16 protein-coding genes and 3 pseudogenes are annotated in these 21,822 nt (G+C 41.5%); 11 read left to right on the forward strand and 8 right to left on the reverse strand.

Annotation, left to right across the window (positions count from 1 at the left end):
* The first annotated feature begins 14 nt into the window (after window positions 1-14).
* From hpf to N4T56_RS16515, 5 genes are all read left to right on the forward strand, one after another.
* Window positions 15-302, forward strand: a complete 288-nt coding sequence (hpf, locus tag N4T56_RS16495; protein WP_188922375.1) for a ribosome hibernation promoting factor — start codon at window positions 15-17, stop codon at window positions 300-302.
* A 2-nt stretch (window positions 303-304) separates the two neighbouring features.
* Complete coding sequence (gene ptsN / locus N4T56_RS16500; RefSeq protein WP_188922373.1) at window positions 305-748, forward strand: PTS IIA-like nitrogen regulatory protein PtsN; 444 nt, start codon at window positions 305-307, stop codon at window positions 746-748.
* Entirely contained in the window at window positions 745-1,608 is an 864-nt protein-coding gene (gene rapZ, locus N4T56_RS16505; protein WP_261733985.1) for an RNase adapter RapZ, read from the forward strand. The genes ptsN and rapZ overlap by 4 nt, the downstream gene beginning before the upstream one ends.
* Window positions 1,609-1,627: 19 nt before the next feature.
* The gene (locus tag N4T56_RS16510) at window positions 1,628-1,897 is read left to right on the forward strand and encodes an HPr family phosphocarrier protein (RefSeq protein ID WP_261733986.1); all 270 of its coding nucleotides are present in this window, start codon (window positions 1,628-1,630) and stop codon (window positions 1,895-1,897) included.
* 578 nt (window positions 1,898-2,475) lie between these two features.
* Entirely contained in the window at window positions 2,476-2,727 is a 252-nt protein-coding gene (locus tag N4T56_RS16515; protein WP_188922367.1) for a transposase, read from the forward strand.
* A gap of 1,083 nt (window positions 2,728-3,810) precedes the next feature.
* Here N4T56_RS16515 and N4T56_RS16520 read toward each other — a convergent pair.
* From N4T56_RS16520 to N4T56_RS16530, 3 genes and pseudogenes are all read right to left on the reverse strand, one after another.
* Window positions 3,811-4,131 (reverse strand): hypothetical protein, encoded by a 321-nt coding sequence (locus tag N4T56_RS16520; RefSeq protein WP_261733987.1) that lies wholly within the window; start codon window positions 4,129-4,131, stop codon window positions 3,811-3,813.
* Entirely contained in the window at window positions 4,100-4,966 is an 867-nt protein-coding gene (locus N4T56_RS16525; RefSeq protein ID WP_390904133.1) for a putative bifunctional diguanylate cyclase/phosphodiesterase, read from the reverse strand. Before N4T56_RS16525 ends, N4T56_RS16520 begins: the two co-directional genes overlap by 32 nt.
* Window positions 4,967-6,561 (reverse strand): annotated as a pseudogene (locus N4T56_RS16530) (diguanylate cyclase domain-containing protein); the annotation flags it as partial.
* A gap of 386 nt (window positions 6,562-6,947) precedes the next feature.
* On the opposite strand from N4T56_RS16530, the gene N4T56_RS16535 reads away from it, so the two are divergent.
* From N4T56_RS16535 to N4T56_RS16545, 3 genes are all read left to right on the forward strand, one after another.
* Window positions 6,948-9,848: a CHASE domain-containing protein gene (locus N4T56_RS16535; protein ID WP_261733989.1), complete on the forward strand. Its 2,901-nt coding sequence runs from the start codon at window positions 6,948-6,950 to the stop codon at window positions 9,846-9,848.
* Between the two features lie 183 nt (window positions 9,849-10,031).
* Window positions 10,032-11,036 carry an ABC transporter substrate-binding protein gene (locus N4T56_RS16540; RefSeq protein WP_261733990.1) on the forward strand — a complete coding sequence of 335 codons (1,005 nt, stop codon included), beginning with the start codon at window positions 10,032-10,034 and terminating at the stop codon, window positions 11,034-11,036.
* Between the two features lie 2 nt (window positions 11,037-11,038).
* Window positions 11,039-12,367 (forward strand): diguanylate cyclase domain-containing protein, encoded by a 1,329-nt coding sequence (locus tag N4T56_RS16545; protein WP_261733991.1) that lies wholly within the window; start codon window positions 11,039-11,041, stop codon window positions 12,365-12,367.
* Here N4T56_RS16545 and N4T56_RS16550 read toward each other — a convergent pair.
* A complete protein-coding gene (locus N4T56_RS16550; protein ID WP_261733992.1) occupies window positions 12,337-12,891 on the reverse strand; it encodes a hypothetical protein in 555 nt (184 codons plus the stop codon). The two genes, N4T56_RS16545 and N4T56_RS16550, sit on opposite strands and share 31 nt — an antisense overlap.
* Before the next feature lie 141 nt (window positions 12,892-13,032).
* Between N4T56_RS16550 and ubiD the strand changes: the two are divergent.
* The 3 genes and pseudogenes from ubiD (at window position 13,033) to N4T56_RS16565 (ending at window position 15,983) form a co-directional block, all read left to right on the forward strand.
* A pseudogene (gene ubiD, locus N4T56_RS16555) lies at window positions 13,033-14,515 on the forward strand (4-hydroxy-3-polyprenylbenzoate decarboxylase).
* Between the two features lie 79 nt (window positions 14,516-14,594).
* Window positions 14,595-15,292, forward strand: a pseudogene (fre, locus tag N4T56_RS16560) (NAD(P)H-flavin reductase).
* Between the two features lie 112 nt (window positions 15,293-15,404).
* The gene (locus tag N4T56_RS16565; RefSeq protein WP_261733993.1) at window positions 15,405-15,983 is read left to right on the forward strand and encodes a nucleoside triphosphate pyrophosphohydrolase family protein; all 579 of its coding nucleotides are present in this window, start codon (window positions 15,405-15,407) and stop codon (window positions 15,981-15,983) included.
* Window positions 15,984-16,396: 413 nt separating this feature from the next.
* On the opposite strand, the gene N4T56_RS16570 is transcribed toward N4T56_RS16565, so the two are convergent.
* From N4T56_RS16570 to uvrD, 4 genes are all read right to left on the reverse strand, one after another.
* Entirely contained in the window at window positions 16,397-17,416 is a 1,020-nt protein-coding gene (locus N4T56_RS16570) for a hypothetical protein (protein ID WP_261733994.1), read from the reverse strand.
* Between the two features lie 204 nt (window positions 17,417-17,620).
* Window positions 17,621-18,550, reverse strand: a complete 930-nt coding sequence (locus N4T56_RS16575) for an alpha/beta hydrolase (protein WP_261733995.1) — start codon at window positions 18,548-18,550, stop codon at window positions 17,621-17,623.
* Between the two features lie 33 nt (window positions 18,551-18,583).
* On the reverse strand, window positions 18,584-19,405 hold the full coding sequence (ubiA, locus tag N4T56_RS16580) for a 4-hydroxybenzoate octaprenyltransferase (protein WP_261733996.1): 822 nt from the start codon (window positions 19,403-19,405) through the stop codon (window positions 18,584-18,586).
* Between the two features lie 74 nt (window positions 19,406-19,479).
* Entirely contained in the window at window positions 19,480-21,663 is a 2,184-nt protein-coding gene (gene uvrD / locus N4T56_RS16585; protein WP_261733997.1) for a DNA helicase II, read from the reverse strand.
* Window positions 21,664-21,822: the final 159 nt, after the last annotated feature.

The raw sequence follows: 21,822 nt of genomic DNA on the forward strand, positions 1-21,822 counted from the left end.
TGGAGAAAAGTGTAATGCACATCAATCTATCTGGGCACCATGTTGAAATTACAGAATCTTTGCGTGAATACGTTCGCGAGAAATTTTCTAAGCTTGAACGACACTTCGATCAGATCAATAATGTCCACGTTGTACTCAATGTTGAAAAATTACAGCAAAAAGCAGAAGCCAAAATTATCCTCAATGGTAGAGAAATTTTCGCCATGTCTGAAAACACAGACATGTATGCAGCAATAGACGCCCTGATAGATAAACTAGACCGTCAGGTAATTAAACACAAAGAGAAGTATACAAAACACTAACGATGGAACTTTGTACCATCCTGCAGCCGGAATGCACCACCTGTGCCACACCGGGCAGTAAGAAAAAGGTACTGGAACTCATCAGCGACTTAGTTGCTGCCCAGTACCCCACCCTATCTTCACAAGAGGTGTTTGAAAGCCTGCTTGCACGAGAAAAAATGGGGAGCACAGGTATAGGAAATGGTATTGCGATACCTCATGGCCGATTGACCACAATCGATCACCCTATCGCTATTTTTGTAAAATGCGAAGAGGCCATTCCTTTTGATGCCATCGATAAACAACCCGTCGATATCTTATTTGCGTTGTTAGTTCCAGCCGATCAATGCCAACAACATCTCAGCACCCTGTCATCAATGGCGCAAAAGCTCAGCGATAAACAAGTGCTAAAGCAATTACGTAAAATTCACGATTCTACAGAACTCTATCAGGTAATTACGCAATGAAGCTTGTCATCGTATCAGGACGCTCAGGATCAGGTAAATCAGTCGCCCTTAGAGTGCTAGAAGATTTAGGCTACTATTGTGTAGACAACCTCCCCCTAGCACTTATCGATACGTTATTAGCGCAATTAAAAGGCAGTAATGACCTGGTTGCCATTAGTGTTGATGTGCGCAATATTGCCGAGCAAGGAAAAGTACTGCAAGAGCAATTAAAAATCCTTGAACCTGACACCGAAATAACCAGCTTCTTTTTAAATTCTAGCGACAAAGTACTGCTTAAACGCTACAGCGAAACCCGCCGCTTACACCCGTTATCTAAAAATCACATCTCACTGCAAGAAGCGATTAAACTAGAAGGTCGCTTATTAGAGCCTATTGCTAAAATAGTCGATCATTATATCGACACATCAGCCTTGAATATTTACGAACTCAGTGACCAAGTTAGGCAGATATTACTTGGCAGTGTTGATAAAGAGCTTGTGATTAACTTTGAATCGTTTGGGTTTAAACATGGTATGCCTACCGAAGCCGACTTTATGTTTGACGTGCGCTTTTTACCAAACCCTCACTGGGAAGTTGAATTAAGACCTTACACCGGACTAGATGAACCCGTACAAGCGTTTTTAGGCCGTCAGCCTTTGGTAAACAAATTTATTTGGCAAATTGAGAATTTATTCGAAACCTGGATGCCACACCTAGAACGCAATAACCGCAGTTACCTGACGATTGCGATAGGGTGTACCGGTGGACAACATCGCTCAGTGTACATTACCGATCAACTCGCTAAACGCTTTAGACAAGGCAGCAAACACACTGTAAATGCTCGGCATAGAGAGCTTAACATCGAAGAAAGTAACCAATGATCAGTGTGGAGCGTTAATCATGTTTAAACGCCAAGTAACGATATCGAATAAGCTAGGATTACACGCGCGTGCCGCAACTAAACTGGCCATTTTGGCGGCTGATTTTGATGCCGAAATCACCCTTGTACAAGGTGAAAAACAAGCCAATGCTGCCAGTGTCCTCGGTTTACTGATGCTTGAAAGCGGAATTGGTAAAATGATGACAGTAACCGCTAAAGATCCCGATGCAGAAGCAGCCTTAGAAGCCGTGTGTCATCTCATTAACGCCAAATTTGATGAGTGCTGCTGATTAATCAGTAAGCACTACCAATCCCATTCCCCTTTGTTACCCGCTTTTTAGAGTTTGCATCAATCCGCACGCGTAAGCATTAATATCATATTTGTATGGATTAATTATTCCACGTAAAACGCTGTCCTCGTTTTGTCATTAAGCTGACTTCCAGCTGCCATAAACCTCACTCATACTGCACTCAATCATTACACTAAAGCCAAGCCGTGATTCACCATTTTAGTGCAATTGCACCAATCTAATAAAAATCAAAATTTATTAAAAATATCGATAAAAACACAAGTTATTGATAATTAATGACTTAAAAAATATTTAAAAGTTGGCACGCGCTTTTCATATAGAGATATATACCTACTAAGTAGTAGTTTATTTTGTAAGCAGTCCATTGTCAGTTGTAGGAGATAGTGATGAGTAAAATGAACCTAGGTCATAACATCAAATCAGTCAATGTCATGGTGAATAAACTGGTTGAACAATACCGCCAGAACATTTTTTCTTAGCGCATCTTGGTTGCAGCCAGTGGGATGAAGTTGAATCTCGCTCAAGCAAATACAAATAAAGTATAAGGAATTAATCACATGACTACCGCAACTGCCAGGCACTATTCTATCGATTTTCAACATCAAGTGATCAGTGAAGTGAAACAGCATAATCGCTTGTTATCAGATGTCGCTAAACAATATGGCATTTCAGCAAAGACGGTTTACAAATGGGTAAAACATAGCGATACCCGTAAAAATGAAACCCGAGGCGAAATCGTGTCAGAAATAGCACATTTACAACAAAAAATTACTCAGTTAAGCCAACAACTACAAGCAATGGCAAGCTAGTTAGGTTTTTGGCAAGGATGTATGACCGTGTTTTTAGTGAGTTCCCCAGCAAACTGATTACACAAGCAAATAGCAAAAAAATCATACTAATAATAAGCGCATCAAATCTTGCATCCTTGCCGCTTTATACACCGTTAACCATGGATAGGTTAACGCAACAGTTCAGGCGTTATTGGGTCCCCAGACTCTATATCCAATAACGTCACTTTTATTCGGTGGATAAGCGCAGACAGTGCCAACCACCCAAGTTTCGGCAAGGATGTTTGACCGTGTTTCAGCTAGCCCCCAGCACGCTAAACACAGTAACAAACGAATAAAAACAATAAGCGCACCGCATCTTGCATCCTTGCCGCTTTATACACCGTTAACCATGGATAGGTTAACGCAACAGTTCAGGCGTTATTGGGTCTCAGACTCTATATCCAATAACGTCACTTTTATTCGGTGGATAAGCGCAGACAGTGCCAACCACCCAAGTTTCGGCAAGGATGTTTGACCGTGTTTCAGCTAGCCCCCAGCACGCTAAACACAGTAACAAACGAATAAAAACAATAAGCGCACCGCATCTTGCATCCTTGCCGCTTTATACACCGTTAACCATGGACAGGTTGACGCAACAGTTCAGGCGTTATTGGGTTCCCAGACTCTATATCCAATAACGTCACTTTTATTCGGTGGATAAGCGCAGACAGTGCCAACCACCCAAGTTTCGGCAAGGATGTTTGACCGTGTTTTAGCTAGCCCCCAGCACGCTAAACACAGTAACAAACGAATAAAAACAATAAGCGCAACGCATCTTGCATCCTTGCCGCTTTATATACCGTTAACCATGGACAGGTTAACGCAACAGTTCAGGCGTTATTGGAATTTCTCAGACTCTATATCCAATAACGTCACTTTTATTCGGTGGATAAGCGCAGACAGTGCCAACCACCCAAGTTTCGGCAAGGATGTTTGACCGTGTTTCAGCTAGCCCCCAGCACGCTAAACACAGTAACAAACGAATAAAAACAATAAGCGCACCGCATCTTGCATCCTTGCCGCTTTATACACCGTTAACCATGGACAGGTTGACGCAACAGTTCAGGCGTTATTGGATTCCCAGACTCTATATTGTTGAATTTCACCGCCTAACGGTAAAGATGCTTGATTTGTTTGTGATTGCCATGTTGAGTTAGGAATATTTAAATCAAAGCCAAAACTGATGATTGGATTAGGTGCGGTAATAAAATAACCACTCAAATTTACAATGGCTAATTCAAATAACGAATGCTTAAAATCTCGTTGTAATTGATCTAATAAAAAGCTGGCATCAATATTAATAATCACAAAACCGAAATATTCACCTTGTTGATCATATTTACCCTTAAACTCAATTAACCTTATGCTGTAAAATAAAGGCATTAAAATCGTTAGCACTGAGCGGTCGGCTAAACAAATACCCTTGTCCCATTAAACAATCGAGCTCAAGCAATGCTTGACGCTGTTCTTCAGTTTCAACACCTTCGGCAATCAGCGATAAGCCCATAGATTGGCCAAGGGAAATAATAGTTTTGACGATTTCATAATCATGCTTGTTATTTAGCATATCCTTAATAAAGGACATATCGATTTTCATCACATCGACATTAAACTTTTTCAAATAAGCCAAACTAGAATAGCCAGTACCAAAATCATCTATCGCAATTTTTATTCCTAACGACTTTAGCTGATACAGCCTAGTTTGCATTTCAGCCGCATCGATCATCAACGCTGTTTCAGTGATTTCTAATTCAAGTAACTCTGCAGGCAATTGGTAATCATGAAGCGCTTTCTCAATAATGTTAGCAAAATGAGGGTCTGCAAATTGTGCCACAGCAACATTGACCGAAATAGGAATATTACATCCCTTATCCAGCCAAGACTTTGCTTCTGCACATGCTTTGTATAACACCTGATTACCCAGTCTGATAATTAAACCGGATTCTTCTGCTAAAGGAATAAACTCATTCGGTGAGATAAAGACGCCTTCACTATCAACGAGCCTGACAAGTGCCTCAGCACCTACAATTTCATTGGTGGCTAAATTTATTTTGGGCTGGTAATGCACAAATAACTCATCATGACTAATGGCATTGCGCAAACACGTTTCCAGTTGATGGCGCTCACGTATTGAACTTTCCAAGTCATGAGAAAAAAAGCTAAAGCGATTACGCCCTTCTTGCTTAGCACGATACATCGCCACATCGGCATGACGCATCAATTCTTCAGCATCTTTAGCATCGTTAGGAAAAACACTAATCCCGACACTGATCGATACACTAAATTTTTGGCCGCTAAAATAAATGGCTCATGCATTGCTTCAACCAATTTCGCCGCAAGTACCGATGATGCTTCAACAGAATGTGCGTCACTCATTAAAATAACAAACTCATCGCCCCCCAACCTAGCTAAGGTGTAAGACGGTGGAATTAATGAACGAAGCCGCTGGGTCATTAAACAAATCATTTCATCGCCAAGTTGATGCCCAAGTGAATCATTTAAATATTTAAAATGGTCAATATCCACCAATAGCGCCGCAGCCTTATTGCCAAATGACTCAGCCGCTGAACAGGCAACACTTAATCGGTCTTGTAATAAAATACGGTTAGGCAAATCCGTCAATTGGTCATGATTTGCAAGGTGGCTCATTTTCATCGCCATAGCCATCGCTTCACTGACATCATGAAACACCATAATGGCACCAATGACTTCGCCATTTTCATTACGAATAGGTGCAGCCGAATCTTCAACAGCAAAAACTTGTCCGCCTCGAGCCGTTAATTGGCTATTTAACGCCATTGCAACAATACGCTGCTCCCTTAATGCAATATACAAAGGATTGAGAAGCGTATGACGCGTATTAGAGTCACGTAATTGCATAACACTTTCAATTTTTTGATGCAAAGCATCTTTAATCCGCCAGCCCGTCATGCGCTCAGCAATGGGGTTCATAAAGGTGATTAACCCTCTGGTATCCGTTGCAATTACCGCATCGCCAATTGAGTTAAGCGTGACTCTTAGGCGTTCTTTTTCAGAATACAAAGCCTGTTTAGCATGCTTAACCTCAGACACATCCACAACCGTGACTAAGTAACCATCAACACCTGCCGATGATTTCATTTTTGACTGAAAGACTTCGTAAAAGCTCATACCAAGCTGATTTTTGACCGTGACGATATATTTCAACGGTTCAGAAGTGGTTTGTTTTTGATGTCTAAGTACGGCTGCACTTAACTCTGCAGGAAAAATAGCCGAAATATGCTGTCCATCAATATGACCGACCAATGTTTCAAACCAAGCACCGGAGTAATCATTGCTGAACAAGTTGTTACCAGAAGAATCCCAATACGTAATCAACATAGGAACTTGATTCACTAATTGCTGTAGTTCTTCTTTCGCTTTAACAATAAGATGATTTTGCTGCCTAAATTGAAGTTGCGTATGCACACGCAAACAACAAATAGAAGCATTAAATGGTTTGGTAATAAAATCCACACCGCCACTTTCGAGTGCCAAACGTTCAAACTCAGGTTCGGTATGACCTGTAATAAAAATAATGGGGATATCACTATAGCGAGGATCCGCTTTAAGGGCTCGGCAGACTTGCCAGCCATCCATATCGGGCATTTCGATATCAAGTAGAATGACGTCGGGTTTGATTTTATCGATTAACGCGAATGCATTACTGCCCGATTCTGAAAAATATATATTGCCAAGAGGAGATAAAATATCTTCTAAAACAAATATATTTTGAATATCATCGTCAATAATCAATATACGATAAACGGTATTAGTTAAACCCGATAACAACATGATACGCTAACTCCATTTTCTTAAAAAACATCCATTTACACTGAATATTTGTCGCGGACTTTTTCACTTTACTGATTTTTACATTGTATGAATCAGTAAAAAACAGTTAGGTTAACTCAGTTTAGCTGTGTAAACACTTTTATACAGCGAAAGTTCATTATAGGTAGCAGAATGCTTAATCGTTTAACAAAAAAACGCAAATCAAAAGCTATAAATGGGCAAACTTTACGTCAATAATACTCTTATTAACAGGATTATTCATTGCAGTCATTCTTAAAAACAACATTGAAATACAGAACGACGCACAAATTAAATTAAATTTAACCCAACAAAGCAAACAACTAAGCCAAGAGGTTAAAGAGCGTATACAAAAATTTGAATACGGTTTGCAAGGATTGAGAGGCGCCATCAATACGACAGGCTTTGAGCATTTTAATTATCAAAAAAATTTAGCTTACTTTCACAGCCGAGATTATCCAAGAGAGTTTCCAGGTGCACGTGGGTTTGGAGTGATAAGTGTTACGCCAAAAACGCAATTAAATGCATTCTTGCAGCAGGCGAGTCAAGATCGTCAGCAAGCCTTTACCTTAAAACAGCTTAGTACCTCTCAAGACCCACTTTTTATTGTTAAATACATTGAACCAGAACAACCTAACATTGAATCCTTAGGGCTAGATATCGGTTCTGAGCCTAATCGCCGCAGAGCGGCACTGTCTTCAGCTGTGGCTAATGCAGCAGTACTGACAGCGCCAATAACCCTAGTGCAAGCAGACAGTAAAATAAATCATGGATTTCTGTTATTACTGCCCATATACGATACCCGAAACATGGCTAATGTTACGCCAGCAGAATTACTCGGCTGGGTTTATGCACCGCTGCTCATTAATGACATTTTAAAAACAATAACCGAACAGCAAAGCAATCTAAAACTAACCATTAGAGATATCAGCCCGACAGCAAATATCCCATTTTTCACCTCAGCCAGCCACAATAGTCGTAATGAACAGGTCATATTTGAAAAAAGCCATACCATTGAAAACATCATTGAAGTGTATGGTCGCCAATGGGCGGTTCAGCTGACACCATCAAAACAATGGTTTTCGACGTTGCATTTACCTAACCCACAGCAAGTCTTTTTTATCACCCTCAGCGTCACGGTATTACTAATTATTGTTTTACACATGTTTTTACGCTACATCACACGAAGTATGGATAGTGTAAGGCAAAAAATATCCTTGTCTTCGTTTATAGAAAACTCATCAGAATGTTTAATCGGTGTAGACAGTGCTTTTACTGTCCTTAATTGGAATCAATCTGCAGCCATTATTTTTAACCTGCAAAAATCAGTTTCAGAAAAGCAGCCTATCATTAATTACTTAAGTGATAGCATTAGCACCGATGTGTTGATTGCCTATTTTAAAAAAGTCGCTCGAGGCGAACGAGTCAATAATATTCAGTTTTCTCATCTAGCTCATGGCGACACTGAAGCGCGTTCATTGGTACTAACGATTACGCCATTACTCAAAGACAATCTGTTTTTAGGTGCCAGCTTCACCATCAACGACGTGTCTGAACTCAAAGCTTTACAAACCCAATTACAACAACACAATACTGAGCTTAAAACCAATGTTGATGAAAATACCATTGAAATCGAACAGGCAAACTTATTTCAACAAAATATTCTCAATAGCAGCAAAGTCGTTGTGATTGCGACCGACCCGACAGGGGTCATTACCTTTTTCAGCAAGGGTGCGGAGCAACAACTGCGTTATAATGCAGAAGAAATACTAGGAAAAAACTTAACCAGACTCATGACTGGGGTAGCCCAAACAAATAACGACTTACCATTAGATACAAAAAAAACCGACCCTACGCTACCAATTGATGATAAAAGTAACAATCTAATCAAATATATAGAGCAACAATTACAGCTGCAGCAACACCCTTCTTTTACGTGCCGATTAAAGCAAAAATACGGCGACTATAAACAGGTAAGCTTGCACGTTTCTGCGATGAAAGATCGTAACTTAGGCACGACAAGGTATGTTTTTGTGGTAGAAGATTTAACCGAAAAAAATGCTTTACAAAAACAACTCAACTTAACCACGGCAGCAGTTGAATATTCTCACAACATTTTGCTTTGGTTAACCTCGGATGGAGTCATTGTCCGCAGTAATCCATATGCCAATAACGCATTAGGATATTGCGACAACGATATTATTAATAAACATATCAACAACTTACTAGCTTCTTATACAGAGCAATCATGGATAGACACTAAACTTAAACTGTTACACAGTCAGCCCCATGGTTTCAAATGTCAGCTCGTTACTGCGCAAAAAGAGATTCTACCCGTTAACATATCTGCGGGATTAATAAACAGTGATAATACCGAATACATTTTTATTGAAGCTCAACAACTGACAAGCCGTGAGCAAATAAACCGTTCACTAGGGTTGCTCGGTAGCCCAAAATTAAGCACGAAGCCAAGAATATCAGCAACAACAGATACACAGTCAAACTTAACAATAATGGCTGCTTCTCAGTTAAGACACAAAAAAAACGTTGTAACAAAAAAGCCTAGCGCTTCCAAAGCCACTCTGACATCTCAAACCGAAGCTGCACCAAAGAATAAAACAGCAGCACAGGCTAATACGCTTGAGACATTTTGCGACAAACACCATATCGACTTTGCTAAAGCCCTAACTCGTCTTAGCGATAACAAAATAATCTATATTAAAGCGTTGGAACTATTGATTAATGACCTGAGTGAATACGCAGCAATAGACACATTAAAAACGAAAGATGTTGCTGGGCTAAAATTGATGTTTCATACGTTAAAAAGCGCTGCGGCCACCTTAGGCTTTAATACGCTTGCCCAGTTTGCTAATCAACAAGAAAACATAATCAAAGCAGACACAATATTGAATAAAAACGTGATGATTGAGCAGTTGACTCAACAAACAAGTTCAGTGCTTCCTATTGCCCATAATTTATTGCAACTATTACAAAACAAATTGCCGCCAAAAGAACCCATATTACAGACAGGTTCCGCCCCCAAAGTGACCGACGAATGCTTAGCGACATTTCAAATACTAAGTGAGGAAGTCCATACCTTTAACATGAATGCATCAAACACCTTAGCCAAGGTTTCACCAACATTAAATGCCATCGCACCTGAACAATATTTGGCGCTAGAGTCTGAGATGAAAATATTAAATTTTCATCAAGCTGAAATCATTCTCAAGGCACTTCACCCTCTATTACTTGAACACATGAATCGCTGAGTAAAATCATTACAACAAGCTTGCCAAAAAACATTGACGAAAAACTCTCGACATTTTAATTAATACTTTTGATTTACATTTGGAGTATAAAGTACTGATAAAATAAAAATATTGACAATATTTATCTCAAAATTATATACACTCACTACACTTAACCTACCGTCCACCGACAAACAGTATTTAATGACAACACCGCTTGCTAAGTTTATATACATAGTGTTTATGCTGAACATGACAGCTTGCTTAACTAGTTGCGAGCCTTCAAACAATGCATTCACATCAAAAGCATTGCAAAAGCCGATCAAAATAGCCGTATCAAACACCCCTTTATCGGCGCCATTATTTATTGCACAACAGCAAGGTTATTTTGAACAGAATAATGTAAATGTTGAATTAATCAGGTTTGACGGTGGAGTAAAATGTTTTAACGCCATGGTTAATCGTGAGGCCGACTTTGCCACCTCGTCAGAAACCGTTGTGATGTTTAATAGCTTTAAACGCACCGACTTTTCTGTAATCGCAAGCTTTGTTGAATCAGATAATGACGTCAAGTTACTCAGTCTTAATCCGCAAAAATACAAGCACCTCAATAATCTAGCTAATGCTCGTATTGGGATAATTAAAGGCAGTTCGAGTGAGTTTTTTTTAGACAGTTTATTAATTATGTACAATAAAACTCAACAGCCAATCCAACGTGTCTATTTAAAGTCAGACCAACTTTTACCCGCATTATTAAATGACAAAGTGGATATTATTTCGGCCTGGGAGCCACTGAGTTATATACTCTCTACACAAATGTCGCGCTCACCCGAAATCATTAACAGTCGTGGTTTGTACCATTTATCATTTAATCTTATTGGCCTAAAAGATTCTCATATTGAAAAAGAGCAAAAATTGGCATTACTCAAAGCCCTTAATCAAGCCATTGAGTTTCTCAATAAATCTCCCAAACAAGCGCAACAGAATATTAGCCAAATTCTCCAAGTAGAAGCCCAACAATTACAATACTCGTGGAGCGACTATACTTTTAGATTGTCACTGAGTAATGCGCTGTTTTCCAATATTCAAACTCAAAGCCAGTGGGCAATAGACAATCAATTAGTTCCGCGTGAAAACCGTGTCGATTTTAGACTCATATTTGATAGAAAACTTCTTGAAACCTATACAAACCAAGAGGCTGGCTGGTAGTTATGATGTTATCTAAGCGCCTTAAACTCACCGCGACGCTCTGCTCAATACTGACCTTTGTTGTTGGACTGTCGCTAGTGCAGATTCATAATTATCAACAACAAATTTATCGTCAGTTAAACTACTCAATGAAACTGCAACTCAGTATTGACAGTTTGCGCAGTCAACTTTGGCTGTATCAAGAATACACAGATGAACAAGGATTGACTGAGTTAAACAATCGACAAGCTGAATTAGCCGCTGAGTTGTCGCAAAACATTGATTGGGATCCACAACAAAAGCTCATTATTCAAAATATTAATCGGCTTAATACCAATGTGAGAACCTTAATTAATACCCAAAATAATTACCATAATCCGCAAGCAATTCAGCCAATCACACTGGCCGCAGAACGTTTATTTAAAGCCAAATACAGTATGGTCATTGAAGAAATGACCGAAGAAATGTTCCGTTTACACCAATTATCAGTCACTCAAGCCAAAACTAAACAACAAACCCTGTTATGGTTAGTCGGAGCCATATTACTCATACTCGCAATATTAGTCACAGCATGGTCATTTATGACCTTAACCCGTTTCAAAAAAGGTCTCGCTTCGTTAAATAGTGGTATGGAAGCGCTCGCTTCAGGTGATTTAACCAGTCGAATTGTGCTTAGCGATGCAGATGAGCTGTCTGCGCTGGCCTATAACTTTAACTTAATGAAACAATCACTCACTCAAATTACCGTTAAAAAAGATAGCCTTAAACAAGAGGTTGACAGGCAAACCCATAAGCTCATTGAGCAACAAGAGCGGCTTATTTTCTTGGCGGAGCATGATGAATTAACCGGTATATATAATCGCCGCGCCTTTATTAAAAAAATCGACAGTGCCATTGCCAGAGACTTACGCTCAGATGATCAAGCCGCTTTATTGTTTATCGATCTCAATAAATTTAAGCAAATTAATGACTCACTAGGCCACAGCATTGGTGATGAAGTAATCGTCACTATCGCGCAGCGCTTAATAAAAAACCTCAGGTCAACGGATATAGCCGGCAGGCTTGGAGGAGATGAATTTGTAGTATGGCTCGATTTAATCACTGAGCCGACTAATATCGATCAAAAAATTGAGCAGCTATTAAAGACGATTCAAAAACCAATCAAGATTGCAGATCATACACTAGCAGTAGGAGCGAGCATTGGTGTTAGCATATTACCCAAAAATGGACTCAGCAGCAGTGAGCTTATTAGCGCCGCAGACACCGCAATGTATCAAGCAAAAGCAAATCATAACCTCCACTATTGCTACTACACAGGCGATCACGGTGTCACGATTTTAGCAACCTCGTAAGTTTGCGTATTCCAATCAAAATAATATTCCACCCCTTGCCATTCGTAAACCGTGCCATTGTCGGTTTGAATCACTTTGGCGTTTTCTGGCAAATGACTTAAGCCACTTGCCACCTCTGTGTATATTGTCGTTTGTTGCGGCGCAGCGTTAACCGTAACAGGCTGCTCAACCGTGCGATATTGAGTACTTGGTATCAGGCTTATTGCACTGTATGGGTAAACACCACGATAATGATTGATACCCCAGCCGTAATTAAAGTGGTTATTAATACCATTGTGCCAACTAATACCAATACTTGAGTCCCAACCATAATTGTTCCAACCCAATCCCCAACGCCAAGGATTGTATCGAGTGTGAGATTGATGTTTAGGGCGATGATGCTGCCCTCCCATGGAGTGAGACTCACGGTTAAGTCGTTCATTATTCAGTGGTGCGTTAGCCTGTACAGGTAAAATGGCACAGACACACAAACAAGCACAGGCAATGGCAGTGCTCAGTAATACTCGGGAATTGTTTATGTCCATAACCCACCTCTCACAATCTCATCAATATAAGTTATTTTACGCTAAGTCTAGATAAAGTCGATATCCACCATTTTGCTTAACCCTATATTAGAAAAATGCTATAGTGCGCGCCATATTGGATTTGATATTCAGGCGGTAACCATGAGTTTTAAGGATTTACGCAGCTTCATCGAGCATTTAGAAGCCAGTGGTGAACTCAAACGTATTAGTCACCCTGTTGACCCTTATTTAGAAATGACTGAAATTGCTGATCGTGTTTTACGATCGGGCGGTCCCGCGCTGTTATTCGAAAATCCAACTAATCACACCATGCCGGTATTAGCTAACCTATTTGGCACCCCAAAACGTGTTGCGATGGCGTTAGGTAAAGACGATCCTATTGCACTGCGTGAAGTGGGTGAATTATTAGCGTTTTTAAAAGAGCCTGAACCACCAAGCGGGTTTAAAGACGCGATTGCTAAAATCCCTATGTTTAAGCAGGCATTAAATATGCCGCCAAAAACGGTACGCAATCCGCCTTGTCAGCAAGTGGTTAAAACCGGAGATGAAGTTGATCTCACCGCTTTGCCAATCCAACATTGTTGGCCTGGAGATGTTGCGCCATTGGTCACCTGGGGCTTAACCATTACCAAAGATTCACGCCAAAAACGTCAAAACTTAGGCATTTATCGTCAGCAATTATTGGGTAAAAACAAACTCATTATGCGCTGGTTAGATCATCGTGGCGGCGCGTTAGACTTTAAGGATTTTAAACAACAAAACCCCGGCGAGCGTTACCCTGTGGTAGTGGCTTTAGGCAGTGACCCTGTCACAATTTTAGGCGCTGTGACTCCTGTCCCTGACTCCATGAGCGAATACGCTTTTGCAGGTTTACTACGCGGCGAGCGCACCGAAGTATGTAAAGCCATCAGCTGCGATTTAGAAGTCCCTGCCACCAGCGAAATCATTTTAGAAGGCTATATCGACCCGGATGAAACCGCGGAAGAAGGCTACTATGGCGATCACACAGGTTATTATAACGAAACCGACTCATTTCCAGTATTTACGGTAACCCATATAACTCACCGTAAAGATGCGATTTATCATAGTACCTATACCGGCCGTCCACCCGATGAACCCGCCATGTTAGGTGTCGCATTAAACGAAGTGTTTGTGCCGATTTTACGTAAGCAATATCCAGAAATTATTGATTTTTATTTACCGCCAGAAGGCTGCTCATATCGCATGGCCATCATCTCAATCCGCAAGCAATATCCGGGGCATGCAAAACGGGTCATGATGGGCGCGTGGTCTTTCTTACGCCAATTTATGTACACTAAGTTTATTGTCATTGTTGATGAAGACGTAAACTGCCGTGACTGGCAAGATGTCATCTGGTAGCATTACGACCCGTATGGATCCAACCCGCGATACCATGTTGGTTGACAATACCCCAATTGATTATCTCGACTTTGCCTCGCCAGTGGCAGGCTTAGGGTCAAAAATGGGTTTAGATGCTACAAACAAATGGCCAGGTGAAACCACTCGAGAATGGGGAACACCCATAGTCATGAATCCAGAAGTGAAACAAAAAGTGGATCAAATTTGGGATGACCTCGGTATAGACGACATACCTACATTATAGTCAAATTGATCCCTCTCAGAGGCGTTCAGCTATAATGAAGTGATTGAAAATATTTAAAAAAGGGCTTAAAGGACGTTAGATGAAAACCATTCGTTGTCAGATTGAAAAAATCACCCCGTTTAATGACGCGGTTTACCAAGTGTTGCTAAAACCAGAAACCGCCTTTGACTTTAAGGCTGGCCAATACTTGAGTGTGGTCATGGGTGAAAAAGACAAGCGTCCTTTTTCTATCGCTTCTGCACCTAATGCTGCATTAATAGAATTACATATTGGTGCGGCAGTAAGCGAAAGCTACCCAATGCAAGTGGTAGAGCGCCTACAAACCTCGACTCATATCGACATCGAAGCCCCTGCTGGTGATGCATTTTTACGTAGCGACAGCCACAGACCACGCATTTTAATTGCCGGAGGCACAGGTTTCTCGTACATCAAAAGCATTGTCGAGCAGCAAATTGCGACAGGCGAAACCATTAACACTAAGTTGTATTGGGGCTGCCGCAATGAAGAAGCTATGTATTATCAAGATATTGCCCATAAATGGCATACCGAAAACGAATGGTTAGAGTTTATCCCAACAATTGAGCAAGCAAGCGACACCTGGCAGGGTAAACAAGCTAACCTGCTAGAACAAATTAAACATGACTTTATCAGCCTAAATGGTTACGACATATACATCGCGGTCGTTTTGACATGGTTGGCGCTGCACGAGAGCTGTTCCGCGAACTTGGGGTTGAAGAAGCTCACTTATATGGTGATGCATTCGCATTTATTAAGTAAGTATTGAGAGTCTGTTACTGCTCACTACGCCCATAAAAAACCGGCAAACTTGTCGGTTTTTTTATCGCATTCAATTGATTATTTTTAGACATTTTACAATTAAGGTAGCCCGATGAAACTCAGCCAATTAACCCAACCTATTTTTGACCACCTATACCGCGATATCTTTGAGTTTCGCAGCACCTTTGATTTACCGGTGAACGATTCAACAAGCCTAGATGACCAGGCCGACACCCTGCACACTTCATTAATTATTGAAGAAATGACTGAGTTAGCAGAAGCAGATTCGCGTATTGAACAAGCAGATGCCATCGTAGACTCAGTGTATGTCTTAATGAGTCGTTTAGTGCACCTAGGTGCCGATCAGGTGAGCGATCGCATCGAGATAAGCTATCTTATCGATTTACTATTAAATGTGGCTAAAAACCGCAACATCGACTTCATTAAATGTTGGGATGAAGTCCACTCTAGCAACATGAGTAAAGTGTGCCGCAATGAGCAAGAGCTTGATGAAACCATAGCCCATTACGCCCAACAAGGTGTTGAGATTGTTGGCAGCAAGAAAGGTGAGTTTATCATCGCTAAGTGTGCTAAAGATGTCGACATGGGGGGTAAAGTGGTTCGCCAGGGCAAAGTGCTAAAGTCGGTTTATTACCGCCCAGCAGACTTAACGAGCCTAGTGCAAAATTAATAAAACGCATTCCCCCATAAAAAATGCGCTTAGTATGCGCATTTTTTATGAGTTTTATGCCGCTTTCAATAATACCAATTCCACTAATTATCTGGTCATTCAGCGGTAATTCTGTGCCTTCTAGGCAAGTAATAGGATTGTAGGCATAGTTGCTCTCGGCAACTGCTCCTGCGTTGCTCTACCTCCTGCATCCATGCAGTCGTCGGCAACTGCTCCTGCGTTGCTCTACCTCCTGCATCCATGCAGTCGTACGTCAAAATACTATTAAGCAGCATAGAAGGCACAGAAACCCGCCTTGCAGGAGGCGCTCAGACTGTCCATTTCTTTGTTGCATTGCCTTAGAAGGGAATAACCATTATTTCAACAATGCGCCTCAAACTGAACAGTCTGAGCGACTCTGATTGGTCACATAATTAATGGAAATGGTATAATCTAGCATTATTGAGTGTATTCATTAACTGCTGCGGCTCATCAACACTCAAATGTATCACTGTCATCGGTTCGGGTAACTGCCCCATGCCGCCATGGTAAATAACCGGGCGATTTAGCTTAATAGTGACGTTACTTTGCCCGCCACCAATGCTTATCGTCTCAGAATCCTCTTGATGTATTTCGGCTAAAGCCTGATTTGTGACATCGGCAATATCAGTAAGATTAATCACCATAAAGCCCCATAAAGAATTGTTAATCACCAAGTTATCTCTCATTAAATACAACGAGTAATCACGTGACAACCTATGATTTGCTACCATAGACATTAAGGTATAGCCGATAATGCTCGAGACAATAATCGCCACCCACTCGCTCCACGACACCAATAGAAAATAACTGCTACAAGATGCAACAATGCAGCCAGTTAACATCAACCACACATGCCAGCGCGCGGCACTCTTAAGGTTAATGTTGGCAATGGCTGGCGGATGATTGCGTGAAAACCACGGAATAGCATAAAACCAGTTTGTCGCTTCGCTCGCCATAATCAGCGCAATCGTTAAACTTTTATCATCGCCTTCACGGTAGGTTTCAACCGCGCCCACTCGGGGATCACCTTTCAGTTTACGCACCTTAAACAAGCCGCGTACCACGCTCACAACTAAATACAATTCGATGATGAGTAACACAGCTATGATGGGATAGCGTAACCAGGCAATAAACTCAAAATAGTGTGCAATTTCAGCAGGAAAACTCAGCCGTGCAACTAGGCTGCTTAAACTCAAAATAATAATTAACTTCCACAGCTTTTGAGCACCCTTTTTAATAATGCAATACCAATAACTCAATGGCAGTAATACAAAATACAATGCAGAAATAAGGTACAAAGCGCGTTTGTCAGCATCGCTAGCTAACGTCTCTGGCGTCCAGTGAACACCTATCACGAAACTGATTACCATTAAGGCTAAAAAAACTAACCGGTACTTTATTGTTGCTCTCATTCAATACTCATCCTTGGGCTATTTCAATCACATTAATACCGTGTGCTAAGTCACCTTAACTCTGGTTAGGTATTGATATTGGGGCAATATAAATTTAAACAAGTTGTTAACATAACAATAAACGTCAGCATTAACGAGAAGACTTCAAACTAAGTTGTTACAGGAAATAACCGATACGTATGAGTTCACTTTAACTAGCTTGAGCTAATCCGCGCGTTTAAATAACCACGATAAACCATGGATAGCTGTTGTTGGAAATGCCATTGAATGATCCGCTTCAGGGATCACCAATAATTTTAATTGTAATGCGCCCGTTTGAGCAGAAGGGTGAGAATGAAGGGTTTGATAAAATGTTTGCGCGTCGGCCACCATTTGATGTTTGTTGGTGGTATAAGGCGGTCTTTCTAATTCGCCTATACCAATAAACACCTTAGCGGACAAGGCTGGCATTTGGCTAAAATCTTGAATAAATTGCTGCAACAAGTGCTTGTTGTCAAACCACAGCGAAGGGCTGCCCAGCACATAATTGGTAAATAATGTCGGTTGCTCCAATAACACATATGCACCAAATAACCCGCCAAGAGAATTCCCTACAAAAGTATTTTGCAGGGCATCAACCCGATATTGGTGTTCAACAAAAGGCATTACTGTGTCGCGTATAAAGCGAAGATGCCGCTTTGCCTCTCCCGTGTTGAGCTTCCAACTCGGATCATGTCTTGGGGTGTAATCCCTAATACGACTTGACGCTCCTTTACTGCCCTTTTGATAACCAATAGCCACCACAATCGCCTGATGCATCACATTGCTATTCATTGGAAATCGCGTCGCACCTGACACAACTTGCAAACTGTACATGGCATCGGTCATGTAAATAACGGGGTAATGGTGCGTGCTATTTTGTTGATAATCTTTAGGTAATTTGACCATCACTGGGTAATCACGGCTAGCATCTTTAAGCATAAACTGCTGGGTACGAGGAATACTCACTGCCGTTGAGGAAGCATAAGCATCAGCCCATTGACTCGCACTTTTTGATTGTGTGTTGTGGCTGTTTTCAGCACAGACAACTGAACTATAAAGTGATAAATAACCACAACACAACAAGCCAACTAAGCGGTATACCCTATTCAACATGCTCAAGCATCCATGCCAATATCAGTAACAAGGCTAAACGAGGTAATCTAACGACAATGCGATAAACAGTATCATCCCAGCCCAGTTGTTATTTAAAAATGCCTTAAAGCAAAGTGCACGTTCTCGGCGGTAAATTAACCTTTGTTGATATACCGCAAAACCAATAAAGCTCAAAATACCTAAAGCGTAAATCACGCCACGCTCGGCCATCAATCCAGCCATCACAAAACAACCTAAAGCCGCTAATTGAAACAAGCCGATAATGTGTCGTTCAAATCGGCCAAATAAAATCGCGGTAGACTTAATCCCCACCTTTAAATCGTCATCTCGGTCAACCATTGCATACATGGTGTCGTACGCTACAGTCCAGCACCAATTGGCCATAAACAGCCACCAGGCTTCAACCGGTAATTCACCAAGTTGCGCGGCATAAGCCATCGGAATTGACCAACTCCATACAATGCCCAAAAACATTTGTGGCATGTTGGTTACCCGTTTCATAAACGGGTACATGACGGTCAAAATAATGCCCACAACCGATAGTTGTACCACCAGCATATTAAGCCAAAGCACCAAACTAAATGCAGCTAGACCAAGCACAACAAATAAGCTTAATGCCTCTTTTGTGCTCACCTCTCCTGACACAAGAGGGCGCATATTGGTACGCTCAACATGGGCATCTAAATTGCGATCAGCATAATCATTAATAATGCAGCCATTGGCGCGCATGATCACCACACCAATAATAAAGATAATCAGCACTTTAGTATCAGGCATACCTTGAGCAGCCAACACCAGTGCCATTAAACATGGCCAAAATAAAAGTAGTGTGCCAATGGGCCTATCAATGCGCATTAAGCGGGCGTAGGCCGTAATTTGTCAGATAATGACATCGATGTTGTCTCTCCGTGATATTGCACACTCACTCCTTAACAGCGCTCTAACTTAGCCAGTGACACTAACAACCATTTACTGCCAAAATCACTAAAATTAACTTGTACGCGGGCTTTTTCACCAGCCCCTTCAAAGTTAGTTACAACCCCTTCGCCAAACTTAAAGTGTTTCACTTTTGAACCCACTTTATAACCCGTTGAGTTGATCCCACTTGGCGCTTTAGACGCACTGCTTGAACGCGCAGGAAAACGTTGGCTTATTGACGGTGCAACCTGGGCTCGTAAGCGAATTTGCTCAACAAACTTTTCAGGGATTTCATTTATAAAACGTGACGGACTGGCATAATCTTCACGGCCATAAATACGCCGAGATTCGGCATAACTAATGTAAAGTTTCTGCATTGCGCGAGTCATGCCGACATAACAAAGACGGCGTTCTTCATCTAGGCGGTCACCTTCATCAAGAGCCATTTTGCTCGGAAAAATCCCTTCTTCAACACCGGCCATAAACACCATAGGAAACTCAAGACCTTTGGCCGAGTGCAACGTCATTAGCTGTACTGCATCGGTAAAAGCATCAGCTTGCCCTTCGCCAGCCTCTAATGCCGCGTGCGACAAAAAGGCATTCAACTCACCCATGTCTTCAAGCTCTTCTGGCATTTCAAAACTACGTGCAGCGGTGACTAATTCGTTTAAGTTTTCAATCCGTGCCTGGGCTTTTTCGCCTTTTTCTGCTTCATACATCGCCCGCAAACCGGAGCGTTCAATCACGCTATCAGCCATACGATACAGCAACATATCGGCAGTGTCGGTACGCATTGAGATAATGAGTTCTAAGAAACCATTCACGGCATTGGCAGCGCGGCCAGCAAGGACTTTTTCTTCTAACAAGCGAACACTGGCTTGCCATAAAGTTAACTGATTCTGTCTGGCGGTTGAGCGCACAATATCGAGCGTGCGATCGCCAATACCACGGGCTGGTGTGTTAACCACACGTTCAAATGCGGCATCATCATCTTTGTTATTAATCAGACGCATGTAACCCATGGCATCTTTGATTTCCTGGCGCTCGAAGAAACGAAGGCCACCGTATATACGATAAGCTAAGCCTTTATGTAAAAAGGCTTCCTCTAACACACGAGACTGCGCATTTGAGCGGTACAAAATCGCACATTCGCTTAAGCTGCCACCCTTTTCTTGCCAGTCGCTAATGCGGCCAACAATAAATTTAGCTTCATCCATTTCATTAAACGCGCAATATACCGAAATGGGTTCACCATCTTTATCTTCGGTCCAAAGCTCTTTGCCTAAACGGTCTGGGTTATTGGCAATTAAAGAGTTAGACGCATTAAGAATATTGGCACTTGAGCGGTAATTTTGCTCTAAACGGATTGTCGATGCACCGGGAAAATCTTTTAAAAAGCGGTGCAAGTTTTCAATTTGTGCACCACGCCAACCGTAAATAGATTGGTCATCATCACCCACAATCATCACATTGGCGGTATTACCGGCTAAAACGCGGATCCACGCATATTGAATGGCGTTAGTGTCTTGAAATTCGTCTACCAAAATATGACGAAAACGCTCTTGATAATGGGCTAACAAATGCGGTTTATTAAGCCATAACTCATGAGCGCGTAATAAGATTTCGGCAAAGTCGACTAAACCCGCACGGTCGCAAGACTCTTGATAAACCTTATAAATATTTAATAAATTTTGCTCAATCGGAAATCCACCCGCATCAATATGCTTAGGGCGTAAACCTTGGTCTTTTTTACCGTTAATATAACCTTGAGCTTGACGCGGAGGATATTGCTTTTCGTCTAAATTAAGGCTTTTTAAGATGCGTTTAAGTAAACGTAACTGGTCATCTGAATCGATAATCTGGAAGCTTTGCGGTAAGTTTGCGTCTTGATAATGAGTGCGCAATAACCGGTGAGCAAGGCCATGGAAAGTACCTATCCACATCCGCCCCATGTTAGTGCCAACCACTTTTTCCACACGTTCACGCATTTCTGCAGCCGCTTTGTTGGTAAAAGTCACCGCTAAAATAGAATACGGACTTTGTTGCTCCACTTGCATTAACCACGCAATACGGTGGGTTAACACTCGGGTCTTGCCACTGCCTGCACCCGCTAACACCAACATATTTGAAAGTGGCGCGCCGACTGCCTCACGCTGCTTGTCGTTTAGGCCGTCTAATAATGATGATACGTCCATTCTTCCTCCCAGAAATCTGCGAGGCATTATATATCAATTAGCCCATAAATGGCGTGCAATAGTTTGCCTATTTGCACATTGACTGCGCAGATACATTAATAACGACATCCCTTATAACAGCCATCAGCATTGCACTAAATTGACAATGACAGACACCAA

The sequence above is a fragment of the Shewanella phaeophyticola genome (assembly GCF_025398315.1).
Classification (GTDB): Bacteria; Pseudomonadota; Gammaproteobacteria; order Enterobacterales; family Shewanellaceae; genus Shewanella; species Shewanella phaeophyticola.